Source organism: Pseudonocardia sp. C8 (assembly GCF_014267175.1).
Lineage (GTDB): Bacteria > Actinomycetota > Actinomycetes > Mycobacteriales > Pseudonocardiaceae > Pseudonocardia.
The window spans coordinates 4,779,418-4,802,610 of the sequence record NZ_JACMTR010000002.1 but is presented as its reverse complement, the minus strand read 5'-3'; the positions used below and the strand labels follow the sequence as shown (position 1 = coordinate 4,802,610).

The 23,193-nt window shown below is 76.1% G+C and carries 15 protein-coding genes; 11 read left to right on the top strand and 4 right to left on the bottom strand.

The window, feature by feature from the left end:
* The first annotated feature begins 46 nt into the window (after positions 1–46).
* From H7X46_RS22730 to H7X46_RS22705, 6 genes are all read left to right on the top strand, one after another.
* Positions 47–1,687: a DUF5336 domain-containing protein gene (locus H7X46_RS22730; protein WP_186361330.1), complete on the top strand. Its 1,641-nt coding sequence runs from the start codon at positions 47–49 to the stop codon at positions 1,685–1,687.
* A 246-nt stretch (positions 1,688–1,933) separates the two neighbouring features.
* Positions 1,934–3,685, top strand: coding sequence for a DUF6350 family protein (locus H7X46_RS30045; RefSeq protein WP_186361329.1), 1,752 nt, complete (start codon positions 1,934–1,936; stop codon positions 3,683–3,685).
* A 156-nt stretch (positions 3,686–3,841) separates the two neighbouring features.
* A complete protein-coding gene (gene purN, locus H7X46_RS22720) occupies positions 3,842–4,462 on the top strand; it encodes a phosphoribosylglycinamide formyltransferase (protein WP_186361328.1) in 621 nt (206 codons plus the stop codon).
* The gene (gene purH / locus H7X46_RS22715) at positions 4,455–6,014 is read left to right on the top strand and encodes a bifunctional phosphoribosylaminoimidazolecarboxamide formyltransferase/IMP cyclohydrolase (protein ID WP_186361327.1); all 1,560 of its coding nucleotides are present in this window, start codon (positions 4,455–4,457) and stop codon (positions 6,012–6,014) included. Before purN ends, purH begins: the two co-directional genes overlap by 8 nt.
* Positions 6,015–6,308: 294 nt before the next feature.
* Complete coding sequence (locus tag H7X46_RS22710) at positions 6,309–7,373, top strand: hypothetical protein (protein WP_255426196.1); 1,065 nt, start codon at positions 6,309–6,311, stop codon at positions 7,371–7,373.
* The gene (locus tag H7X46_RS22705) at positions 7,370–9,103 is read left to right on the top strand and encodes a DNA polymerase Y family protein (protein WP_186361326.1); all 1,734 of its coding nucleotides are present in this window, start codon (positions 7,370–7,372) and stop codon (positions 9,101–9,103) included. Before H7X46_RS22710 ends, H7X46_RS22705 begins: the two co-directional genes overlap by 4 nt.
* 16 nt (positions 9,104–9,119) lie before the next feature.
* Here H7X46_RS22705 and H7X46_RS22700 read toward each other — a convergent pair whose 3' ends face one another.
* Positions 9,120–10,856 (bottom strand): M28 family metallopeptidase, encoded by a 1,737-nt coding sequence (locus H7X46_RS22700; RefSeq protein WP_222131391.1) that lies wholly within the window; start codon positions 10,854–10,856, stop codon positions 9,120–9,122.
* Between the two features lie 485 nt (positions 10,857–11,341).
* Here H7X46_RS22700 and H7X46_RS22695 point away from each other — a divergent pair, with 485 nt between their 5' ends.
* The gene (locus H7X46_RS22695) at positions 11,342–14,680 is read left to right on the top strand and encodes an error-prone DNA polymerase (protein ID WP_370588915.1); all 3,339 of its coding nucleotides are present in this window, start codon (positions 11,342–11,344) and stop codon (positions 14,678–14,680) included.
* 6 nt (positions 14,681–14,686) lie between these two features.
* Here the strand turns inward: H7X46_RS22695 and H7X46_RS22690 are convergent, their stop codons facing one another.
* Positions 14,687–15,349, bottom strand: coding sequence for a GPR1/FUN34/YaaH family transporter (locus tag H7X46_RS22690; RefSeq protein ID WP_186361324.1), 663 nt, complete (start codon positions 15,347–15,349; stop codon positions 14,687–14,689).
* A 229-nt stretch (positions 15,350–15,578) separates the two neighbouring features.
* Between H7X46_RS22690 and H7X46_RS22685 the strand changes: the two genes are divergently transcribed.
* Positions 15,579–16,433, top strand: a complete 855-nt coding sequence (locus H7X46_RS22685) for a bifunctional methylenetetrahydrofolate dehydrogenase/methenyltetrahydrofolate cyclohydrolase (RefSeq protein ID WP_186361323.1) — start codon at positions 15,579–15,581, stop codon at positions 16,431–16,433.
* Between the two features lie 104 nt (positions 16,434–16,537).
* Positions 16,538–16,846: a DUF3017 domain-containing protein gene (locus H7X46_RS22680; protein ID WP_186361322.1), complete on the top strand. Its 309-nt coding sequence runs from the start codon at positions 16,538–16,540 to the stop codon at positions 16,844–16,846.
* A gap of 9 nt (positions 16,847–16,855) precedes the next feature.
* Here the strand turns inward: H7X46_RS22680 and H7X46_RS22675 are convergent, their stop codons facing one another.
* The gene (locus tag H7X46_RS22675; protein ID WP_186361321.1) at positions 16,856–17,497 is read right to left on the bottom strand and encodes a hypothetical protein; all 642 of its coding nucleotides are present in this window, start codon (positions 17,495–17,497) and stop codon (positions 16,856–16,858) included.
* A 227-nt stretch (positions 17,498–17,724) separates the two neighbouring features.
* Between H7X46_RS22675 and H7X46_RS30040 the strand changes: the two genes are divergently transcribed.
* Both H7X46_RS30040 and H7X46_RS22665 read left to right on the top strand, forming a co-directional pair.
* The gene (locus H7X46_RS30040) at positions 17,725–19,833 is read left to right on the top strand and encodes a sensor histidine kinase (protein ID WP_186361320.1); all 2,109 of its coding nucleotides are present in this window, start codon (positions 17,725–17,727) and stop codon (positions 19,831–19,833) included.
* Positions 19,834–19,835: 2 nt separating this feature from the next.
* Positions 19,836–20,492 carry a response regulator gene (locus H7X46_RS22665; protein ID WP_370588914.1) on the top strand — a complete coding sequence of 219 codons (657 nt, stop codon included), beginning with the start codon at positions 19,836–19,838 and terminating at the stop codon, positions 20,490–20,492.
* A gap of 282 nt (positions 20,493–20,774) precedes the next feature.
* Here H7X46_RS22665 and H7X46_RS22660 read toward each other — a convergent pair whose 3' ends face one another.
* On the bottom strand, positions 20,775–23,006 hold the full coding sequence (locus H7X46_RS22660) for an NADP-dependent isocitrate dehydrogenase (protein ID WP_186361319.1): 2,232 nt from the start codon (positions 23,004–23,006) through the stop codon (positions 20,775–20,777).
* Between the last annotated feature and the right edge of the window lie 187 nt (positions 23,007–23,193).

The window sequence follows — 23,193 nt, the reverse complement described above, 5'->3', positions numbered from 1 at the left end:
GCGTGCGGGTCCGGAGTCCTGTCGCCGACGCGCTGGAGTAGTCGTCATGTCGAGCAACCCGCCGTCCTCCCCGGACGGCCCGGTCGCCTCGCCGGCCGGGCCCGTGCGGCTCGCGGTCCTGGCCGGCGGGGTCGCGGCCCTGCTGGCGCTGCTGGCCGGGTTCTTCGGGCCCGGCGTCGGGGTGGCGCTGCCGCTGGGCCTCCTCGTCGCCGGCGGTATCGCGGGAACGCTGTCGCTGCTGCCGGGGACCGGCCGGACGCTGGTCGCCGGGGTGGTCCTCACCGGGACCGGGTTCCTGCTGATGCTCTTCGTGTTCACCGCGAGCGGGAGCCCGGTGACGGCCGGGGCCGCCGGATGGATCTCGCTGCCGCTGGCCCTGCTGGCGGTCGCCGCCCTGCTCTACGGCCAGCTCCTGCTCTCCGGTGTGCTGAGCCCGCCCGCGCCGCGCCCGGCCCGGCCGGCACACCTCGGTGGCGACCAGCAGCACCAGTGGGCGACACCCGGCCTGCCCCAGCAGCCCGGCCGGCCCGGTGGATGGGCCGGCCAGCCGGGCGGCTACGGTCCGCCCGGTCAGCTGGGCCAGCCGGGCCAGCCCGGCCAGCCCGGCCAGCCTGGTTCGGGGCAGCCCGGCCAGCCAGGTCAGCCGGGTCAGCCGGGTTACGGCCAGCCGGGGCAGCCCGGGTACGGCCAGTACGGGGCACCGGCGTACGGCGGGTACGCGGGCGCGCCGCAGCAGGACGCCGGCCAGCACCCCGTTCCCGGCGGCCGGCCCGGCGCGCCGTACGGCCAGCCCGTGGCCGGCGGGTACGCCGGCGGGGCGTTCTCCGGGGTGGCGTACGGCGAGCGCGCCGGTACGCAGGCGAGCGCCGGGCAGCAGGCCACCGAGGCCTGGGCCCCGGGGTCGTACGCGGCGCAGCCCGGCGCCGCGACCGCCGAGGTCCCCGGCCAGCAGGGCTACCCGGTGCCCGGCCCGGGGGCCGGGTCGCCCTCCGGGTGGACGGGTGCAGGGCAGCCGGCCGATCTGCAGGGTTCCGGGCAGGGGACTGATCTGTGGGGTCCCGGTCGGGGGACCGGTCCGCAGGGTTCCGATCAGGGGGCCGACCAGGCCGGAACCGGGCACGCGGCCGGCCAGCCGGGTGCCGGTGCGGTTCCGGAGAAGGCGGGCAGTGCATACCAGGCTTCCGGGCAGGGGGCAGACCAGCGCGATCCCGGCCAGGGGACTGATCTGCAGGGTTCCAGGCAGGTGGCCGAGCAGCCCGGAACCGGGCACGCAGCCGGCCAGCCGGCGGCTCCGGAGCAGCCGGGCACCGCATACGAGAGTTCCGGCCATCCCGGTGCCGGACAGGCGGCGGGCCAGCAGGGCGCGCGACCGGCGTCCGAGGGGGCCGGACGGGCGTCCGGTCACCCGGGTGGGCAGTCGTCCGGCCACAACGGCACCGGCCAGCAGGGATCCGGTCCCGGCCGGACCGCCGGCGAGAGCTCCGAGCAGGCACCTGGCACGTCGGGCGGATCCGCGGTGGACGCGACCGGTCCGGCGGGCGCTGTCGAGCCGGGCGGCGGGAGCGCACAGCCGAACGCCGGTGGCGCGTCGTCGGAGGCCACCCGCTCCTGGCCGGGGCCGTCCTCCGAGGACGGCGAGTCCACCCGCGCCTTCCGGACCGAGGGCGGCTCGGCGTCATCGTCCTGACCCGTCCCCGCCGAGATGCAGCTCAGCGCGAATTGTTGATCTTTGCCGAACGCTCAGGTGCACCTCGGTGAGGGTGTTCCGGGAACGGATCGATTCGCGACGACCTGACGGGGCGATGGAACCCGTGCTGCCCGGTCGCCGTCCTCGCCCGTGCGCGTCGTGGGCGTACTGGCCGGATCGGACGCGTGCCGGCCGGACCCGGCGTGCCTGACCCGATCGGCGCGGCTGCGCTGCGACCCTGACCGGGTGACCACCTCGTCCCGGCCCACCCGCGGCCGTCCCGCGTCCCGCGCCCGGCCGACCGGTTCCGGAGCCGACCGGTCGCGCGTCGCCGCCACGGACGGGGTGCGCGGCGCCGGGCCGGAGCGGGTCCGCACCGGGCCGGAACGCACGCGCACCGGGGCGGGACGGACCCGCGCCGACGCCGAGCGCGGGCGCTCCCGCGGCACGGCACGGCGGGCGGCGCCGGCCCGGCACGGCGACGGGAACGGACTCGACCGCCTGCGGATCCTCCTCGCGGCGACCATGGGCGCGGTGCTGACCGGCTACACCCTGCTGGTCCCGGTCGCGGCGCTGCTCGCCGGTTCCGGGGGCGCGCCGGTGACCGCGGACGGAGCGCTCGCCACGGCCGTCCCGATGTGGCTGGCCGCCCACCAGATCCCGATCGCGCTGCAGGACCGCCCGCTCGGCGTGCTCCCGCTGCTGCCGACCCTGGTGGTCGTGCTCATGGTCGCCTGCTCCTCGCACTGGGCGGTGCGCCGCCTCGGCGGCCGGGTACGGCACGACGCCGGGGCGGTCGTCGCGTCACAGGCCGGCGCGGCGGCCGCGGTCGCGGTCCTGGCCGGGGCGCTGCTGCCGAAGGAGATGGCGGTGACGGCGCCGTGGGCATCGCTCGTCGGGGCGGGGCTCATCGGGGGCACGGCCGCGGGTGTCGGTGTCGTCCACGCCTGCGGGCTGCCCGCAGCCTGGAAGCGGGTGCTCGCGGGCTGGCCGGGCGCGTCGCTGGCCGGGGTCCGGGTGGCCGCGACCGGGTTGCTGCTGACCGGAGCGCTGGTGCTGAGCGGCGCCCTGGTGCTGTCCGCGCCCGCGGTGACCGAGGCGGCCGCACGCCTGGGTCCAGGATTCGGCGCCACCCTGGGGGTGCTGGCGCTCGCCGTCGGCTACCTGCCCAACGCACTGGTCGGTGCGCTCTCCTGGGGACTGGGCGCCGGGGTCTCGATCGGTGCCGCGACCTCCGGGCCGCTGCAGGCCGCGCCCGGCCCGTTGCCGCCGTTCCCGCTGACGGTGGTCCTGCCGGTCGCGGACGTGCCGGCGGCGGCACCGCTGGTGCTCCTGCTCCCGGTCGGGGTCGGCGTGCTGACCGGCCTCGCCTGCCGGCGCGCGCTGCCAGTGGACGCGCCCACCGTGGACCGGGTCGCGGCCCCGGTCACGGCGGTCGCGGTGACCGCGCTCGCCGCCTCCGTGCTCGCGACGGTGGCCGGCGGGCAGCTCGCCGGTGGCCCGTACGACCCGGTCTCGTTCCACGGCGGTGGGGTGCTCGCCGCCGTGCTGCTGCTCGTGGGGTTACCGGCGCTGCTGGCCTGTGCCGGTCCCGAGCTGTCCCGGCACGTCCCGATGGGGGCGCTGCCGGGTGGGCGCCCCGACCCGCAGCCGGCCGGCGGTCGCGCGCGGGCGTCGACCGTCCAGGCGGCGGTCGATGCGCGCCGCACCGCCGGTGGCGGCCGCGACACCGGCCGGCGCGCGGGGTACGCGCGGGGTTCCGGGGAGGCCGGACCGGACGTCGACGGCGGCGCCGATCGGGACGGTGGCACCGACAGCTCCGACCGGGCCGAATGCGCGGACAGGGCCGACGGGGCCGACGTGGCCGACCGGCCCGACCGGGCTGACGGGACCGATAGCGCCGACGGGGCCGGCACCGCCGACCGGCCCGATCCGGCCGACTCCGGAGGCGCCGCCGCCCCCACCACCGACCGGGAGGACCCGAGCGAACACCGGTGATCACCGGTGGTGGACCCCGGCGCCCGACCCGGTGCTCGGCGTGCCCCACGGCCTGCGCGCACCGACGACCCGGTCCGCCCCGCACCCGCCCCGCGCGTCTACGCTGGTCACCGGCTGCGGCGGCGGCCATGACCACACGGCGTCGGAGGGGAGACGGTGCACGTGCCGGAGCAGGCGGGGCCGTACCGGGTCGTCGTGCTCGTCTCCGGGAGCGGCACCCTGCTCCAGGCGCTGCTCGACGTGCACGGTCCGGAGTATCGTGTCGTCGCTGTCGGTGCCGACCGGCCCGGTGCGACCGGGCTGGACCGGGCCCGCACGGCGGGGGTGCCGACGTTCGTCGAGCGGCTCGCCGACCACCCCGACCGCGCCGCGTGGAACGACGCGCTCGCCGCCGCCGTCGTCGCGCACCGCCCGGACCTCGTCGTGGGGGCCGGCTTCATGAAGCTGGTCGCACCGGCCTTCCTGGACGCGATCGGATGCCCGATGCTGAACACGCACCCGGCCCTGCTGCCGGCGTTCCCCGGCGCGCACGCCGTCCGTGACGCGCTGGCCGCCGGTGTCGAGGTGACCGGCGCGACCGTGCACGAGGTCGACGCGGGACTGGACACGGGGCCGGTGCTCGCGCAGGTGGAGGTCCCCGTCCTCCCGACCGACGACGAAGCCGTCCTGCACGAGCGGATCAAGACCGAGGAACGACGGCTGCTGGTCGAGACGGTGCGGCGGCTCGCCGCGGCCGGTGACCGTGCCGGGAGAACGCACGAGGTGAACAGTGAGTGAGCGCAGGCCGGTCCGCCGGGCCCTGATCAGCGTCTACGACAAGGCCGGTCTGCTGGACCTGGCGACCGGGCTGCACGCGGCCGGGGTGGAGATCGTCTCTACCGGGTCGACGGCCCAGCGGATCGCCGACGCCGGCGTCCCCGTCACCCCGGTCGAGGAGGTCACCGGCTTCCCGGAGTGCTTCGACGGCCGGGTGAAGACCCTCCACCCGCGGGTGCATGCCGGCCTGCTGGCCGACACCCGCAAGGAGGAGCACGTCGCCCAGCTGGAGCAGCTGAACATCGTGCCGTTCGACCTGCTGGTGTCGAACCTGTACCCGTTCCGGGAGACCGTGGCGTCCGGCGCGAGCCGTGACGAGGCGGTCGAGCAGATCGACATCGGCGGCCCCGCGATGGTCCGCGCGTCGGCGAAGAACCACGAGAGCGTCGCCGTGGTCGTCGACCCGGCCCGCTACGGGTGGGTGCTGGAGCAGGTCGCGGCCGGGGGCTTCGTCGTGGAGGACCGGCGCCGGCTCGCCGCCGACGCGTTCCGGCACACCGCCTCGTACGACGTCTCCGTCGCCGCCTGGATGGGCGAGCAGTTCCCGGACGCCGAGGAGTCCGCGACCCCGGAGTGGTTCGGTGCCGCCTGGACCCGGCAGCGCCCGCTGCGCTACGGCGAGAACCCGCACCAGGCCGCCGCCCTGTACTCCGACGGCGACGCCACCGGCCTCGCCGGTGCCGAGCAGCTGCACGGCAAGGAGATGTCCTACAACAACTACGTCGACGCCGACGCCGCCTGGCGGGCCGCACACGACCAGGGCGACGTCCCGACCGTCGCGGTGATCAAGCATGCGAACCCGTGCGGGATCGCGGTCGGCGCCGACATCGCCGAGGCGCACCGCAAGGCGCACGCGACCGACCCGGTGTCGGCGTTCGGCGGCGTCATCGCGGTCAACCGTGAGGTGACCACCGAGCTGGCGGAGCAGGTCGCGGAGATCTTCACCGAGGTCCTGGTCGCCCCGGCCTACGCCGACGGCGCGCTGGAGGTCCTGCAGCGCAAGAAGAACGTGCGGCTGCTGCGGATCCCCGGCGAGGTCGTGCGGGCCGGGATCGAGCTGCGCCCGATCTCCGGTGGCCTGCTCGCCCAGCAGCGCGACCTCGTCGACGCCGACGGCGACGACCCGGCCTCCTGGAAGCTCGTGACCGGGGACCCGGTCTCGCCCGAGACCCTCGCCGACCTCGCGTTCGCCTGGCGTGCCTGCCGGGCGGTGAAGTCCAACGCGATCCTGCTCGCCCGCGACGGCGCGGCCGTCGGCGTCGGCATGGGACAGGTCAACCGGGTGGACGCGGCCCGGCTCGCCGTCGAGCGGGCCGGCGACCGGGTGCGGGGCGCGGTCGCGGCCTCGGACGCCTTCTTCCCGTTCCCGGACGGTCTGGAGGTGCTGCTCGAGGCCGGCGTCGCGGCCGTCGTGCAGCCGGGCGGGTCGGTGCGCGACGAGCAGGTGGTGGCCGCGTGCGCGAAGGCGGGCGTGCCGATGTACCTGACCGGGACCCGGCACTTCGCCCACTGACGCGCCACCCGCCGACACGCGCCCACCGACGCCGCACCCACCGATCGGCACCCGGCGGCGTCGAGGGTGAAAGCCGAGCGCATCCCGGGAACGCCGAACCGGCGGGTGGGACGGTGGGCTGCTGCCGCCGCCGCGGTGCGGGGTGGGCGGCGGTTCCCCCGACCGGGGGCTGCACCGGACCGCCCCGGCTTCTATGATTCGAACGTAAGTTCGAGATCGCGCCGTCTTCCCCACGGCGCACCAGCAGGTACCGACCGGCGGGCACGCCGGTCGCGGTGCGATGGGGGAGGTTCGGTGAGCAGGACCGCGGCCGAGGCGCGCGAGCGAGAGCACGCTGCCGTGCAGCGGGCAGCTGGAGATCAGGGCGCCGGACGGGACACCGCGACCGGGATCACCGTCGTCGGGGGAGCGGCGGCGGTGGGCCGGGTCGCCGGTGCGGCAGCCGCCGGGGAAACAGACCCGGTGTCGCCCCCCGAGCCGGGCGGGGAGCCCGCCCCCGCGCGTGCCGGGAAGCGCGGTCCGGGTGCGCCGGGGTCCGTGGCGGACCGGCTGGCCCGCGCCCGGCAGGTCCTGTACCGGATGGAGACCCGGGCCGGTGCCGAGCGGCCCCGCCCCACGGCCCGGACCGCGGCCGCGCCTGCGGGCCCCGGCACGAGCCCGGCTCGCGTCGCCGGGACGGCCGACCTCACCGACGGCGACGCCGTGTCGCTCCCCGTGGCCGCACCGCTCGCCGCGCTGCTGCCCGGGGGCGGGCTGCGCCGCGGTTCCACGGTGGCGGTGGGTGCCGGGCCCGGGGCCGGCTCGCTGCTGTTCGCGCTGCTGGCCGCGGCGTCCGCGGAGGGCTCATGGGCCGGTGTGGTCGGGCGTCCCGGGCTGGGTGCGACGGCTGCGGCCGAGGCCGGGATCCGGCTGGACCGGCTGGCGCTGGTCCCGGACCCCGGAGCCGATCCGGTCGCCGTCACCGGTGCCCTGCTGGACGGGCTGGACCTGGTCGCGCTGGCGGGCCCGGAACGTGCCGGTCTGCGCGCCGCCGACCGGCAGCGGCTGATGGCCCGGGCCCGGCAGCGCGGGTCGGTGCTGCTGGCGCTGGGTTCCTGGCCGGGGGCGGAGCTGCGGCTGTCCTGCGAGCGACCGCGCTGGGAGGGGGTCGGGCGCGGCACCGGGCGGTTGCGGTACCGGCGGGTCGCGGTACGGGTCGCCGGCCGGGGGATCGCACCCGCCGGTCGCGGGATCGACGTGCTGCTGCCGGGACCGGGCGGGGCGGTCGCCGCGGCGCCGGAGATCCGCACGCCGGCGGTCCGGCCCGGCACCGGGGGCGCGGCGGAGCGCGGCCGGGTGCTCGGGCGGGTGGCCGGATGAGCACCACCGGCGGAGGGGCGGCGGGCGAGGCCGTCACCACCGGGCCGACCGGCGGGGGCCGCGGCCCCGACCCGCGGGTGCTGGCGGTCTGGTCCCCGGACTGGCCGGTCACCGCGGCCGCCCGGGCCGCGCACGTCCCCGCGCACCGGCCGGCGGCGGTCTTCCACGCCAACCGGGTCCTGGCCTGCTCCGCCACCGCCCGCCGGTACGGGGTCCGGCGCGGGCTGCGCCGGCGCGAGGCGCAGGCCCGCTGCCCGGACCTGGCGGTGCTCGCCCCGGATCCCGGGCGGGACGCCCGGCTGTTCGAACCGGTCGCGGCCGCGGTCGAGGAGCTCGCACCGGGGGTCGAGGTCGTCCGGCCCGGGCTGCTCGTGCTGCCCGCGCGTGGCCCGGTCGGCTGGTTCGGCGGTGAGCGGGAGGCGGTCGAGCGGCTGATCGACCAGGTGGCGTTGCGGGCCGGCGTCGAGTGCCAGATCGGCGTCGCGGACGGCATGTTCGCCGCCGAGCTCGCCGCCCGTCGCGGGCGCGGGGTGCCGCCCGGCCGGTCGGCGGAGTTCCTGGCCCCGCTGGAGGTCGCCGAGCTGGACCGCGACCCGGAGGCCGACCGCTCCGCTCTGGTCGACCTGCTGCGCCGGCTCGGCCTGCGGTCGCTCGGGGCGTTCGCGTCGCTGGCAGAGGCCGACGTGGCCTCCCGGTTCGGGGCAGACGCGGTGGCCGCGCACCGGCTGGCCCGGGGGCGCGACCCGCGGCCCCCGGTGCGCCGGGTCCCGCCGGAGGAGCTGGCCGCCGCGATCGAGCTGGACCCGCCGGTGGACCGGGTGGACGCCGCCGCGTTCGCCGCACGCGGGCTGGCGGCCCGGCTGCACGAGGCGCTCGCCGGGCACGGTCTCGCCTGCACCCGGCTCGGGGTGCACGCACGCACCGACGGCGGCGAGGAGCTGCTGCGGATCTGGCGGTGCGCCGAACCGCTGACACCGTCGGGCACCGTCGACCGGGTGCGCTGGCAGCTCGACTCGTGGCTGGGCCGCGGCGGGTCCGGCACGCTGGTCGCGCTGCGGCTCACCCCCGAGGACACGGTCGTCGCCGGGGCGCTGCAGCGCGGCCTGTGGGGCGACGTCGGCGAGGGCGACGAGCGGGCCGGCCGCGCCCTGGTCCGGGTGCAGGCGCTGCTCGGGCCGGAGGCGGTGGTCACCGCGGTGCCCACGGGTGGGCGGGATCCCGGGGAGCGGGTGCGGCTGGTGCCCTGGGGGGAGGAACGGGTCGTCGAGGAGACGGCCGTGCCCCCACACCCGGACGGCGCCGCGAAGCCGGGAGCCGCAGATCCGGGGACGGGGTCCGGCGGGACCGTCGCCGACCCGGGAGCGGCGGGCCGGGCGCCCGGCGGGCGGGTGCCGAAGGACCCGCCTGCGACGTGGCCCGGCCGGTTGCCGGCGCCCTCGCCGGCGACGGTCCCGCCGGACCCGGTGCCGGTCCGGCTGATCGCCGCGGACGGTGCCGAGGTGGGGCTCGCGGCTCCCGACCTGCTCGACCGGGTCCCGCACCGGGTCTCCGGCGGCGGCGCGGACCGCGAGGTCACCGGCTGGGCCGGGCCCTGGCCGGTGCACGCCCGCTGGTGGGATCCCGGCGGACCCGGCCCCCTGGCGCGGCTCCAGGTGGCGCTCGCCGACGGGGCGGCGCTGCTACTGGTCCACCGCGGGGCGCGCTGGGAGGTGGCCGGTGTCTACGACTGAGGGCGGCCCGCGGAGCCTACCGGGGCGGGATGCCGCTCAGGTCCACCGCGAAGCGGCCGATCGCCGACCCCATCGCGGTGACGTTCCGGTCGAGCGCGTTCCGGTCGACGTTCGTCAGCCGGTCGCACGGCGAGTGGTAGCACGCGTCGTAGGGCTGGCCGGGCGTCCCGCCCCACTTCCGCGCCTGCTCCGGGGTCTTGGGCTGCTCGGCGCCGGTGAACAGCCCACCGGCGGGGATCCCCGTCTCGATGAACGGCCCGTAGTCGGAGCGGCCGTCGAAGGCGGTCCCCTCCGGCCCCTGCACGCCCGCGGCGACGAGCGACTCGGTCAGCACCCGCTCCGCGGTCTCCGAGCCGGGCGGGCCGGGCCGGCCACCGAGCCGGTCGGAGTTGTCGCCGTCGTAGACGAGGTAGCCCGCGTTCGGGGACCCGACCATGTCGAAGTTCAGGTAGAGCGCGATCCGCGCCCGGTCCTGTTCGGACAGCGACTCGACGTACCGGGTCGCCCCGACCAGCCCGATCTCCTCGGCGCCCCACCAGGCGAACCGCACCTTCTGCCCGGCAGGCGGTGCCGCGCCGAGCTGCCGGGCGACGTCCAGCAGCGCCGCGCTGCCGCTGCCGTTGTCGTTGATCCCGGCACCCTCGGGCACCGAGTCGAGGTGGGCACCCGCCATCACGACCCGGTTCGGGTCCCCGGTCGTGGTCTCGGCGACGACGTTCCGCGAGGTCTGCTCCTGGATCGTGGTGTCCAGGACGAGCGTGGCCCGCTGCCCGTCGCGCAGTGCCGCTCCCGCGGTCTTCTGCACGGCCGCGGTCGGCACCACACCGGGCGTGTCACCGAGCGTGGCGGGCAGCGCCGCGTCCTCCGTGTTCACGATGATCACCGCGGCGGCCCCGGCCGCCCCGGCCAGCTGGGACTTCTGCCCGAACGGGCAGATCCCGCGCTCGACGACGGCGATCGCGCCGCGCGGGATCCCGGTGTAGTCCGCAGGTTCGCAGCCCGGTGTCGGGTCCTGCGGGGTGCGCGGCCGCACCGACAGCGGCGCGGTCAGCCCGCCGGGCGGGGTGGCGGGCGAGAAGCTCAGCACCTCGGTCGGCACCGGGGCGTCGGCGACGGTCAGCCGGGCGGCGCCCGCGCTGAACGTGCGGACCTCGAACGACGGTGTCCGCACCTTGTACCCGGCCTCGCGGAGCGTGCCGGAGACGTAGTCGACGCTCGCGTCGTAGCCCGGTGTCCCGACCGCCCGGTTGCCCCCGTGCGCGTCGGCGATCTTCTCCAGCTCCTGGAGGTGGGCGAAGGCGGCGTCCCCGCTCACCGCGTCGGCGAGCCGGGCCGGCAGCCCGGGGTCGGCCGGGGTGGTACTCGTGCCGGGGGGAGCGGTTCCGGCGCCCATCGTCCCGGAGCCGATCGTCGCCGTGCCCGGCCCGGCGGGAGCGTCCGCACAGGCCGCCAGCGCGGCGACCGCCAGTCCGACCCCCAGCAGCCGGGCCAGCCGGCTTCCGGCCGCCGGCCGGCCCCCGCTCGCCTGCCGGGTGCGGCCACCCGGCAGGCGAGCGGTGATCCGCCCGGTGCGGTCGTTCGGCAGGGGCTCGACGATCTGCCCGGTGCGGTCGTCCGGCGGGCGCCCGGCGATCCCTCCGGCGCGGCTGCCCGGCAGGCCCCCGACGATCCGCCGGGCGCGGCCGCCCGGCAGGCCCCCGACGATCCGCCGGGCGCGGCCGCCCGGTCCCGTTCCCGTGGCTCCCGACCTCATGGACCTACCCCGCCGTCCGGCCCGTCCCGGGCCTCGTCCGCACCGGTCCTCCGGTGCCCGTCGTCGAGGGCGCCCGGGGGCCCGGGCACCGCAGCGTTGGGCCAGCATCCGCCTTCGGGTGTGGTCGCGCCGTGAACTGGCGATCACGACTCGGCATCGCCGGCCGGGCCGCGGGTGCGGATCCATGGCGGTTCCACGGTCTCGTCTCAGCAGTTCCACAGGTTCTGCTGGTGAACTCGACTCGTCGGCGGAGGTCCGGTGCGGGCCCGGCCGACGTCCGACGCGGCCGCCCGAGTGGCCCTGCGGCCCGGCGCTGGGGAGCGGCCGGTGCCGCGGAGGAGCTCGGTTTCCGCCGTGCGGGGCCGACCGGTGCTGGGGAGTGGCCGGCCGGCCCCCGCACGGCACGCCCGCGGCCCCCGATCCCGGCCCGATCGCGGTCGTTCCGTGCTCGGCGATCGAACTTGTGTTCGAGTATGCTGTGTCGCGTGGGCTGGCAGAACCCGGACGTCCCCTGGTCCGAGCTGGAGCGCGCGCTCTCCGGCCGGCGGGTGCGCGACGGCTCGAGCCTGCGCGGTGGCCCGGAGGCGGACGGCGGCGACGCCCCGGCCTGGTCCGCCCACCGGGACCCGTACGAGCCGCCGGGGGACCTGCGTCCCGCACCGGCGACGGTCCCGTACGCGGAGCTGCACTGCCATTCCCACTTCAGCTTCCTGGACGGCGCGAGCGCCCCCGAGGCGCTCGTCGAGCGGGCCGCCGAGCTCGGCCTGGAGGCGATCGCCCTCACCGACCACGACGGCATGTACGGCGTGGTCCGGTTCGCCGAGGCGGCGCGGGCGCTGGGCCTGCGCACCGTCTTCGGCGCCGAGCTGAGCCTGGGGCTGTCCGCCCCGCAGAACGGTGTCGCCGACCCGGAGGGCGAGCACCTGCTCCTGCTCGCCCGCGGCCCCGACGGCTACCGCGCGCTGTGCCGCACGATCTCCACCGCGCAGATGCGCGGCCGGGAGAAGGGGCGCCCGGTCTACGACCTCGACGAGGTCGTGGCCGACACGGTGGGCGAGGTCGTCGTGCTCACCGGCTGCCGCAAGGGCGCGGTGCGCCGGGCGCTGGAGCGGGAGGGCCCGGCGGGGGCCGCGGCGGCGCTGGAGGACCTGGCCGCCCGGTTCGGACGGGAGAACGTGCGGGTCGAGCTCACCGCGCACGGCGACCCGTCCGACACCGAGCGGAACGACGCCCTGACGGCGCTGGCGGAGGCCGCCGGCGTCGCGACGGTGGCCACCACCGCCGCGCACTACGCGCGGCCCGAGCGGGCCCCGCTGGCCGCGACGGTCGCTGCCGTCCGGGCCCGGCGCAGCCTCGACGAGATCGACCCCTGGCTGCCCGCGGCGGGCACCGCGCACCTGCGTTCGGGGCAGGAGATGGCGCGGCGCTTCGAGGACCGGTACCCGGGTGCGGTGGCGCGGGCCGCGGAGCTCGGCCGGGAGCTGGCGTTCGAGCTGCACCTGGTGGCGCCGGACCTGCCGCCGTTCGGCGTCCCGGACGGGGAGACCGAGGCGTCCTGGCTGCGGACGCTGACCGAGCGCGGCCGGATGGAGCGCTACGGCAGCTGGGCCGAGAACCCGCTCGCCGCACACACGGTCGCACGCGAGCTGGCCATCATCGAGGAGAAGAACTTCCCCGGCTACTTCCTGATCGTCCACGACATCGTCGCCTTCTGCCGCCGGGAGGACATCTTCTGCCAGGGCCGGGGATCCGCCGCGAACTCCGCGGTCTGCTACGCGCTGGGCATCACGAACGTCGACGCCGTCCGGCACGGCCTGCTGTTCGAACGGTTCCTGTCCCCGGACCGGGACGGCTACCCCGACATCGACCTGGACATCGAGTCCGGGCGCCGCGAGGAGGCCATCCAGTACGTCTACCGCCGCTACGGGCGGCTGTACGCCGCGCAGGTCGCGAACGTCATCACCTACCGGCCGCGGTCGGCGGTCCGCGACACCGCCCGCGCGCTCGGGTTCTCCCCCGGCCAGCAGGACGCCTGGAGCAAGCGGGTGGAGCGCTGGCACGCCCTGGAGGCGAGTCCGTTACCGGCAGGGATGCCCGACCGGCTGGTCGAGCTGGCCGGGCAGCTGATGGGGGCGCCCCGGCACCTCGGCATCCACTCCGGCGGGATGGTCATCTGCGACCGGCCGGTGTCCGAGGTGGTCCCGGTGGAATGGGCGCGGATGGCGGACCGGACGGTCGTCCAGTGGGACAAGGAGGACTGCGCGGCCGCCGGCCTGGTCAAGTTCGACCTGCTCGGGCTGGGCATGCTCACCGCGCTGCACCTCATGGTGGACCTGGTCGCCGGGCACCACGGACGGCGCGTCGACCTGCACGAGCTGGACCAGGCCGATCCCGAGGTCTACGCGATGCTCGCCCGGGCCGACTCGGTCGGGGTGTTCCAGGTGGAGTCCCGCGCCCAGATGGCGACGCTGCCGCGGCTGCGCCCGCGCGAGTTCTACGACCTGGTGGTCGAGGTCGCGCTGATCCGGCCCGGGCCGATCCAGGGGAACTCGGTGCACCCCTACATCCGGCGCCGCAACGAGCTCGAGAAGTGGGAGCACGACCACGAGCTGCTGGAACCGGCACTGGAGCGGACCCTGGGCATCCCGCTGTTCCAGGAACAGATGATGCAGATCGCCGTCGACGTCGCCGGGTTCACCGCCGCGGAGGCCGACGAGCTGCGCCGGGCGATGGGCGCCAAGCGTTCCACCGAGAAGATGGAACGGCTGCGCGGCCGGTTCTTCGACGGGATGGCGGCGAACGGGATCACCGGCGAGCTCGCCGAGAAGATCTTCACCAAGATGCTGGCGTTCGCGAACTTCGGCTTCCCGGAGAGCCATTCGATCAGCTTCGCGTCGCTGGTCTACGCCTCGGCCTGGTTCAAGCTCTACTACCCGGCGGCGTTCTGCGCGGCCCTGCTCAACGCCCAGCCGATGGGGTTCTACTCACCGCAGTCGCTGGTCGCCGACGCCCGCCGGCACGGGGTGCGGGTCCGCCGCCCGGACGTGAACGACGGCCGGGCCGACGCGATCCTGCAGCCCGACCCGGACAGCATCGGTGGCCGGGCGGTCCGGCTCGGGCTGTCCGGTGTCCGCATGATCGGCACCGAGCTCGCCGAGACGATCGACGCCGAGCGCGACACCGCCGGTCCGTTCGCCGACCTCGCCGACCTGGCCCGCCGGGTCCGGCTGACCGGGCCGCAGGCCGAGGCTCTGGCCACCGCGGGGGCGTTCGGCTGCTTCGGGGTGGACCGGCGGGAGGCGCTGTGGGCGGCCGGTGTCGTCGCGGGGGTACGGCCCGAGCACCTGCCGGGTACCACCGTCGGGTTCGAGGCGCCCGCGCTGCCCGGGATGACCGACGCCGAGCTGACCGTCTCCGACGTCTGGGCCACCGGCGTCTCCCCGGACAGCCACCCGGTGCAGCACCTGCGGGACAAGCTCGACGAGCTCGGCGCGATCCGGATCGACCGGCTGGACGCCGTCGGCCGCCGTGCCGATCCGGACGCGCCGCCCCGGGTGCTGGTCGGTGGCCTGGTCACCCACCGGCAGCGCCCGGCGACCGCCGGCGGGGTGACGTTCGTGAACCTGGAGGACGAGTCCGGGATGCTGAACGTGACCTGCTCGGAGGGCCTGTGGGCGCGCTACCGGTCGGTGGCGCTGGGCAGCGCCGCGCTGCTGGTGCGGGGCCGGCTGGAACGCAGCCCCGAGGGCGTCCTCAACCTGCTGGCGGACCGGCTGCAACGCCTGCCGCTGGCCGTGCAGGTGGCCTCCCGTGACTTCCGCTGACCGTCGTCACGACCTCCGGATGGGGTTGCCCATCGCCAGGGCACGACCACCCAGGGCCTGGCCGAACGCGTCGTAGAGGATGTAGGCGAACACCGCGCAGAACCCGAACGTCGTGATCCCGGCGATCGGGAACAGCCCGGCATTGCCGGCGGTCACGCCCAGGTAGGCGAGCACGAACGTGATGTCGACCAGCACGAAGCCGACCGTGAACATCAGCGGGAGGCGCAGGGTGGCCAGCGTCAGCAGGACGAAGACCAGGGTGAACGACAGCAGGTAGGTCGACTGGATCGAGCCGATCTGCTCGGTCGAGAGCGGTTGCCCGGTTCCGGCGTCGATGATCCAGCCGTTGTTCAGGGCCATCAGCAGCACGCCGAAGCTGGTCCAGAACGCGGAGAACACGCCGAAGATCGCGGCGGTGACGCTGTCGCCGGCCCCCAGCGCGGAGACGGCACCCAGCAGGAGGAACAGGCCGGCGGCGAAGGTGACGATCGGGATCATGCCGCCGGGCAGGGCGGTGGTGTCGAGGTAGCCGACGAACCACAGGCCCAGCGTGATGCCCGAGGGAAGGAAGCAGATCAGGCCCATCAGGGCGGGGTTGGCGGCCGGCGGCGCGGCCGCCGCGGGCGGGGCGTCCGTGTACGCCCCGGCGGTCTCGCTCTCCACGGTCATGGGGGACTCCTCGTCGAGTTTCGGCCGGTCTGATCACCGGCGTTGTGATTCTGCTCTCGGCGGGCCGGGCCCCGGGCCCTCCGGACGATCAGACGACGTCCCCTGCTCCGGTCGGCCGAACGCCTGCCGTTCTCGCAGGTTGCCTCGCCCGGATCCCCTCCTCGGGTCGCACGTCCGCTCCCTTCGGTCAGGTGCGGCGGCCCGTCCGGGCGCCTGCGAGGATGCCGGTGTGAGCGCAACGGTCATGGACGGCAAGGCGACACTGGCGGAGCTCCTCGAGGACCTCCGGGCGCGGGTGGAGAAGCTGACGGCGTCGGGGGCGGCGCCCGGCCTGGGCACCGTGCTCGTGGGTGACGACCCGGGATCGCAGGCCTACGTCCGGGGCAAGCACCGCGACTGCGCCAAGGTCGGCATCACGTCCCTGCAGCGTGAGCTCCCGGCCGGTGCGAGCCAGGCCCAGGTCGAGGACACGATCGACGAGCTGAACGCCGACCCGGCCTGCACCGGCTTCATCGTCCAGCTGCCGCTGCCGTCCGGGCTGGACGCCGGCGCCGCGCTGGAACGGATCGATCCCGCCAAGGACGCCGACGGCCTGCACCCGACGAACCTGGGGCGCCTCGTGCTGGGCGAACCGGGCCCGCTGCCGTGCACGCCGCGCGGGATCGTCGAGCTGTGCCGCCGGTTCGGTGTCGAGCTGAACGGCGCCCGCGTCGTCGTGGTCGGCCGCGGGGTCACCGTGGGGCGGCCGCTGGGCCTGCTGCTGACCCGCCGCAGCGAGAACGCGACGGTGACGCTGTGCCACACCGGCACGCGGGACCTCGGTGCGCACCTGCGGGAGGCCGACGTCGTGGTCGCGGCGGCCGGGAAGGCCGGGCTGATCACCGCCGACCAGGTCCGCGCGGGGGCGACGGTCCTGGACGTGGGGGTCACCCGGACCGAGCTCGGGCTGGTCGGCGACGTTGCCCCGGAGGTCGCGGAGGTGGCCGGCCTGCTGGCGCCGATGCCGGGCGGGGTGGGACCGATGACCCGCGGGATGCTGCTGACGAACGTCGTCGAGGCAGCCGAACGGAGCTTGTCGGAGTGAGCATCGGTACCGAACGGAGCTTGTCGGAGTGAGCATCGACACCGAACGGAGCTTGTCGGAGTGAGCAGCGGGACGTCGTAGGGACGCTGAGCCGAGGAGGGCGGATGGCCACCACGCGGAGCGGGTACGGGCTGCGGGCCCGGCTGCGCGCCCACTGGCCGCTGCTCGTGGTCCTCGCGATCACCCTGCTCGGCCTCCAGCGGGTGGTGAGCGAGCACTGGCGGGAGGGTTCGGCGGCGTTCGGGCTGGCGATGCTGGTCGCGGCCGGCCTCCGGGTGGCGCTGCCCCCGGACCGCGTGGGGCTGCTCGCCATCCGGGGCCGGTACGCCGACGCCCTGGTCTACGGCGGCCTGGGCCTGGCCGTCCTCCTGCTGGCGCTGACGATCACCCGGGGCTCGCTGACCGTCAGCTGAACCAGCCGGTCAGCGAACCCCGAGGCGCTGCGGGCGGGTGGCGACGAGCAGCCCGAGCACGCCGTAGCCGAGGATCATGTGCAGGCCGCCGACGGCGTTGCCGACCGCCGGCCCGAGCACGCCGAGTACCGGGACGGTGACCACGGCCCAGGTCTCGGCGACCGCGGGCCAGAACCGGAGGATCCCCCGGTAGCGCCCGACGACGGCGATCGTCACCCCGATCACGGCCATGCCCAGCATGGACAGCGGCCAGAACAGGTCGAGCACGACGAACCAGGTGCCACGGGCGTCCGCCGGGACGACGATCGCCAGTGCGGACCAGGCCGTCGCGGGGACCAGCAGCGCGGTCACCGTCCACAGCAGCCCGCGACCGAACCGCCCGTCGCCGGTCGCCCGGGTGCGGCGCATGAGGTACAGCAGGCCGAACAGGCCGAACTGGAACAGCAACCCGCCGGCGTCGGTGAAGTCGCCCGCGCCGCCGGCGTCCTGCGGGTCACCGACGAGGAAGCTGAGGCCGAACGCGGTGGCGCCGAGCGCCAGCCCGGTGCCGATCCGGCGGGTGGTGCCGAGCGCCGGCGCGGCGACTCCGGGTGCGGTGGCCGGGGTGCCGAGCGGGTCGACGTCGGTGCGTGCGGGGGCCGGGTTGCTCACGGTGTCCTCCTCGGGTGGGGCCGGTGGGTCCGGCGTGCCGGGGAGAACCCTCCGGTGCCCGCGTCCCGGGGCGGCAGGGGCACGGAGCCCGGCCGCCGTCCCGTCGGCGTGTCCCGCCGGTACGGGACCGGTGTCCCGGGACACGGGACACGGGATGTTGCGACGATGCCCCGGCCGGCGACTACCACCCGGTGCGGGTGTCGCAGGCGACCGGAGAGGGGCAGCGCATGACCGCTGGCACGACGGCCGGTGCGCCGGGCACCACGCCCCGCGGTCCCGCGGACGTGCCGGCCGGCGTCCCAGCACGCGCCCGGCCCGCGGTCCTGCCGGTCGCGCTGCTCGGGGTGCCGTCGCTGGCCGCCCTGGCCGCCGCGGTCGCGATCGAGCTCCGGGTGCCGGACGGTGCCGTCCCGGGCGAGGCGGGGCTCGAACCGGCGTGGGCGACGGTGGCGATCGCGACCGTGCTGCTCGGAACCGGTGTGCTGCTGGTGGCCCGGCTGCCTCGGCATCCGGTCGCCTGGGTGCTGGCCGGTTCCGGGGCGCTGTGGGCGCTCGACGCCGCCGCTGCCGCGTGGACCCGGTACGGCCTGCACGTCGCGGCCGACCCGGGCCTGCCGCTGCTGTCGCCGGCCTGGTGGTTCTGGAACCGGCTGGGTGCGACGCTGCTGCTCGGTCTGCCGTTGCTGCTGCTGCTGTTCCCCGACGGGCGGCTTCCCGCGGGCCGGGTGTGGCGGCCGCTGTCCGTGGCGAGCCTGCTCTCCACGGCGCTGCTCCCGCTCACGCTGGTGCTCGTCCCGGCCGCGGAGGTGCAGGCGTACAGCGGTGTCGCGCCGCGCCCGGAGGAGCTGGCGCTGGACCGGGACCTGCTCAGCGTGCCGCTGCCGTTCTGGCAGCCGGTGCTGGCGCTGGCCTACCTGATGGTTCCGCTCAGCCTGGTCGTCCCGGCCGCCGCGGTCGTGTCCCGGTACCGGGCCGCCGTCGGCGAGCGGCGGCTGCAGCTGCGCTGGCTGGTGTGGGCGGGGCTGGTGAGCGCGGTCGCCGTCGCGCCGATGTGGGTCGTCCCGGCACCGGGGCCGTCGGTGCTGCTGGCGGTGGCCGTCGCGGCGACGTCCGGGGCGGTGGTCGTCGCCGTCACCCGGCACCGGCTCTACGACGTCGACCGGCTGCTGTCCGGGACGGTCGTCTCGGTCCTGCTGGTCGCGCTGGTCGGGGCGGTCGACGTGCTGGTACTGGCGCTGGCCGGGAACCTGCTGGGTGGGCGGGACGCGACCTTCCTGGCGGTCGCGGTCGTCGCGGTGCTCTACACGCCGCTGCGCACCCGGCTCTGGGCCACCGCCCGGCGGGTCGTCCGCGGCCGCCGCGACGACCCGTACGGGGCGCTGTCCACGCTGGCCGAGCGCCTGGAGCGGGCAGCGGGCGACCGGCAGCTCGCCGCGGTCGCCACGTCGGTGGCGGAGGCGTTCCGGCTGCCCTACGTCCGGGTGGTGACCTCCCGCCCGGACGGCGGCACGGCCGTCGCCGAGCACGGCCGTCCGAACGGGCCGGTCAGCTCGCTGCCGGTGACGTGGCGCGACGAGCCGATCGGGCGGGTCGAGCTGTGCGTGGGCGGGACGGCGCTCTCCGACACCGACCAGCGACTGCTGGGCGACCTGGTCCGGCAGGCGGCGACGGCGGCCCGTGCCGACGAGCTCACCACCCGGCTGCAGCAGCACCGCACCGCCCTGGTCACGGCCCGGGAGGAGGAGCGCAGGCGGCTGCGCCGCGACCTGCACGACGGCCTGGGCCCCGCGCTCGGCGCCGTCGCGCTCCGGATCGAGACGGCCCGCAACCTCGCCGCCGGCGACCCGGCGGGTGCCGACCGGATGCTGGAGGCCGCCATCGGGGACGTCGCCGCCGTCCTCGCCGACATGCGCCGCCTCGTGCACGAGCTGCGCCCGCCCGCGCTGGACGATCTCGGCCCGGCCGGGGCGCTGCGCGAGCTCGCCCGGCGCACCGCGCCCGCCGGCCTGGAGGTCACCGTCACCGAGGACGGCGACGGGCCACCGCTGCCCGCAGCCGTCGAGGTCGCGGCCTACCGGATCGCCGCGGAGGCCCTCGTCAACGTGGTCCGGCACGCCGGGGCGCGCACCGCGCGGGTCTCCCTGGTGCGGGAGCCCGGCACACTGGTCGTGGAGGTGGCCGACGACGGCCGCGGGATCGCGCCGGACGTGGCGGCCGGTGTCGGCACGCTGTCGGTGCGCGAGCGGGCCGCCGAGCTGGGTGGGACGTGCGCGGTGCTGGCCGCGGACGGCGGCGGCACCGTCGTGCGGGCCCGGCTGCCGCTGGGGAAGGGGTGACCGTGGACGGCGACGAGATCGTGCAGGTGCTGCTGGCCGACGACCACCCCGTCTACCGGGACGGCCTGGCGGCGCTGCTGCGCTCGGTGCCCGGGATCGACGTCGTGGGCGTCGCCGCGGACGGGCGGGAGGCCGTCTCCCGCGCCGTGGACCTGCAGCCCGACGTGGTCGTCATGGACGTCGGCATGCCCGGCCTGGACGGCATCGCCGCGACCCGGGAGATCACCTCGGTGTCGCCGTCGGTCGGGGTGGTGGTGCTGACGATGAGCGAGGAGGACGCCACGGTGTTCGCCGCGATGCGCGCCGGGGCACGCGGCTACCTGCTCAAGGGCGCCAACCAGGCCGAGATCGTCCGGGCGATCACCGGTGTGGCCCGCGGCGACGTGGTGTTCGGGCCCGCGCTGGCCCGCCGGATCGCGGACTTCTTCGCCGCCCCGGCCGCGGTGCCGGCCGGGGCGTTCCCGGAGCTGACGGCGCGGGAGCGGGAGATCCTCGATCTCCTGGCTGCGGGCCGGTCCAACCCGCAGATCGCCGGTGCCCTGTACCTGTCGCCGAAGACGGTGCGCAACAACGTGTCGAACATCTTCGCGAAGCTGCACGTCGCGGACCGGGCCGAGGCGATCGTCCGGGCTCGCGACGCCGGGATGGGGCGGGCCTGACCGCGCTCAGCGGCGGGTGTCGCCCGGGGCCGCGGGGGTGGCCGGACGCCGGGTCGGGGGCCGGCGCGGGCCGGCGGGCCGTTTGCTGCCGGGCCGCCCGGGGCCGGTGCTGGTGGCCCGCGGCCGGAGCCCGTGGCGGGCCGGCCGGGCGGGCGCCGGCCGGGCGGGGGTCCCGGTCGGCGCGATCCTGGGGAGCTCGATAATGATCATCGCTAACAACATTCTACGCGAGGGCCCGCCCCCGGTTTCCCGGAGGCGGGCCCTCGTGGTCGCGGACGCGGGTCAGGCCTTGCCGGCGAACCCGTCGATCGCGGTGTTGAACGTGGTGCTCGGGCGCATCACGGAGTCGGCCTCGGCGCGGTCGACGTAGTAGTAGCCGCCCAGGTCGACCGGCTCGCCCTGCACGCCGTTCAGCTCGCCGACGATCGCCTCCTCCTGCTCGGCCAGCGACGTCGCGAGCGGCGCGAACACCGCGGCCAGCTCCGGCGCCTCGGTCTGCGCGGCGAGCGCCTGTGCCCAGTACAGCGCGATGTAGAAGTGGCTGCCCCGGTTGTCCAGCTCGCCGACCTTGCGGGACGGGGACTTCCCGTTCTCGAGCAGCCGTCCGGTGGCGTCGTCGAGCGCGCGGCCCAGCAGCGTCGCGCGCAGCGGGTCGGGCGACTTCGACGCCAGCATCTCCAGCGAGGCGGCCAGCGCGAGGAACTCGCCGAGCGAGTCCCATCGCAGGTGGTTCTCCTTCTGCAGCTGCTGCACGTGCTTGGGTGCCGACCCACCGGCGCCGGTCTCGAACAGGCCGCCGCCGTTCATGAGCGGGACGATCGAGAGCATCTTCGCGCTGGTGCCCAGCTCGAGGATCGGGAACAGGTCGGTCAGGTAGTCGCGCAGGACGTTGCCGGTGACCGAGATCGTGTCCTCGCCCTTGCGGGCCCGCTCCAGGGTGTAGCGGGTGGCCTCGGCGACCGGGAGGATCTCGATGGTCAGCCCGTCGGTGTCGAGCTCACCGAGGTACCGCTCGACCTTGGCGATCAGCTGCGCGTCGTGGGCGCGCGAGGAGTCCAGCCAGAACACGGCGGGCGCGCCGGTGGCCCGGGCCCGCTCCACGGCCAGCCCGACCCAGTTGCGGATCGGGGCGTCCTTGGTCTGGCAGGCACGCCAGATGTCGCCCTCGGCGACCTCGTGCTCGATCTTCGTCTCGCCGGACGCGGCGTCGACGACCCGCACGGTGCCGGGCGAGGTGATCTCGAACGTCTTGTCGTGCGAGCCGTACTCCTCGGCCTTCTGCGCCATCAGGCCGACGTTCGGGACGGTGCCCATGGTCGTCGGGTCGAACGCGCCGTTGGCGATGCAGTGCTTGACGGTCTCGTCGTAGAGGGCGGCGTAGGACGAGTCCGGGATGACGAACTTGGTGTCCTGGGTCTGGTCGTCGGCGTTCCACATCCGGCCGGACGACCGGATCGCGGCCGGCATCGACGCGTCGATGATGACGTCGCTCGGCACGTGCAGGTTGGTGATGCCGCGGGAGGAGTCGACCTGGGCCAGCGCCGGGCCGGTCGCGTAGGCGTCGGTGATCGCGGACTCGACGGCCTCGCGCTTCTCGGCGGGCAGCTTCTCGATCGCGGTGAGCACGGCGGCGAGGCCGTCGTCCGGGTCGGCGCCGACCGAGGCGAGGTCGTCGCCGTAGGTGGCGAAGAGGTCGGCGAAGTAGGCCCGCACCGCGTGCCCGAAGATGATCGGGTCGGAGACCTTCATCATCGTGGCCTTGAGGTGCACCGAGAACAGCACGCCCTTGGCCTTGGCGTCGGCGACCTGCTCGGCGAGGAACGCCTGCAGCGCCTCCTTGCGCATCACGGCGCCGTCGACGACCTCGCCGGCCAGCACCGCCAGGCCGTCCTTCAGGACGGTGACGGTGCCGTCGGTGCCGACGTGCTCGATCCGGAGGGTGCCGTCGGCGGGGGCGGTGAAGGACTGCTCGGAGTGCCGGAAGTCGCCGTCCGACATGGTCGCGACGTGCGAGCGCGAGTCGGCGGACCACTCACCCATCGAGTGCGGGTGCTTGCGGGCGAAGTTCTTCACCGACGCCGGCGCGCGGCGGTCGGAGTTGCCCTCGCGCAGCACCGGGTTGACCGCGGAGCCCTTGACGGAGTCGTACGCGGCGCGGGCGGCCTTCTCCTCGTCGGTCCGGGGGTCCTCCGGGTAGTCCGGGACGTCGTAGCCGGCGGCCTGCAGCTCCCGGATCGCAGCCTTCAGCTGCGGGATCGACGCGCTGATGTTCGGCAGCTTGATGATGTTGGCGTCCGGTGTCTTCGCCAGCTCGCCGAGCTCGGCGAGCGAGTCGGGCACGCGCTGCGCGTCGGTCAGGCGGTCCGGGAACTTCGCCAGGATCCGGGCGGCCAGCGAGATGTCCCGGGTCTCCACGTCGACCCCCGCCTGCCCGGCGAAGGCCTCCACGATCGGCAGGAAGGAGTGGGTCGCCAGCGCGGGCGCCTCGTCGGTGTACGTGTAGATGAGCTTCATCGCGTGTCTGGCCTGCCTCGGGCTCGTCGTGGTGGTGGGCCACCGGCGCGGCGGCCCGCTTCTCCGCGGGCACACGCTATCCCCTGGACCGGCGCGGACGCCCGCAGGAGTAACCCGCCCGACACCCCGGCCGGTGGATCTGCCGATGGTGCCCGAGCGGTTACCGTACGTGCGACGGCGGTGGCGA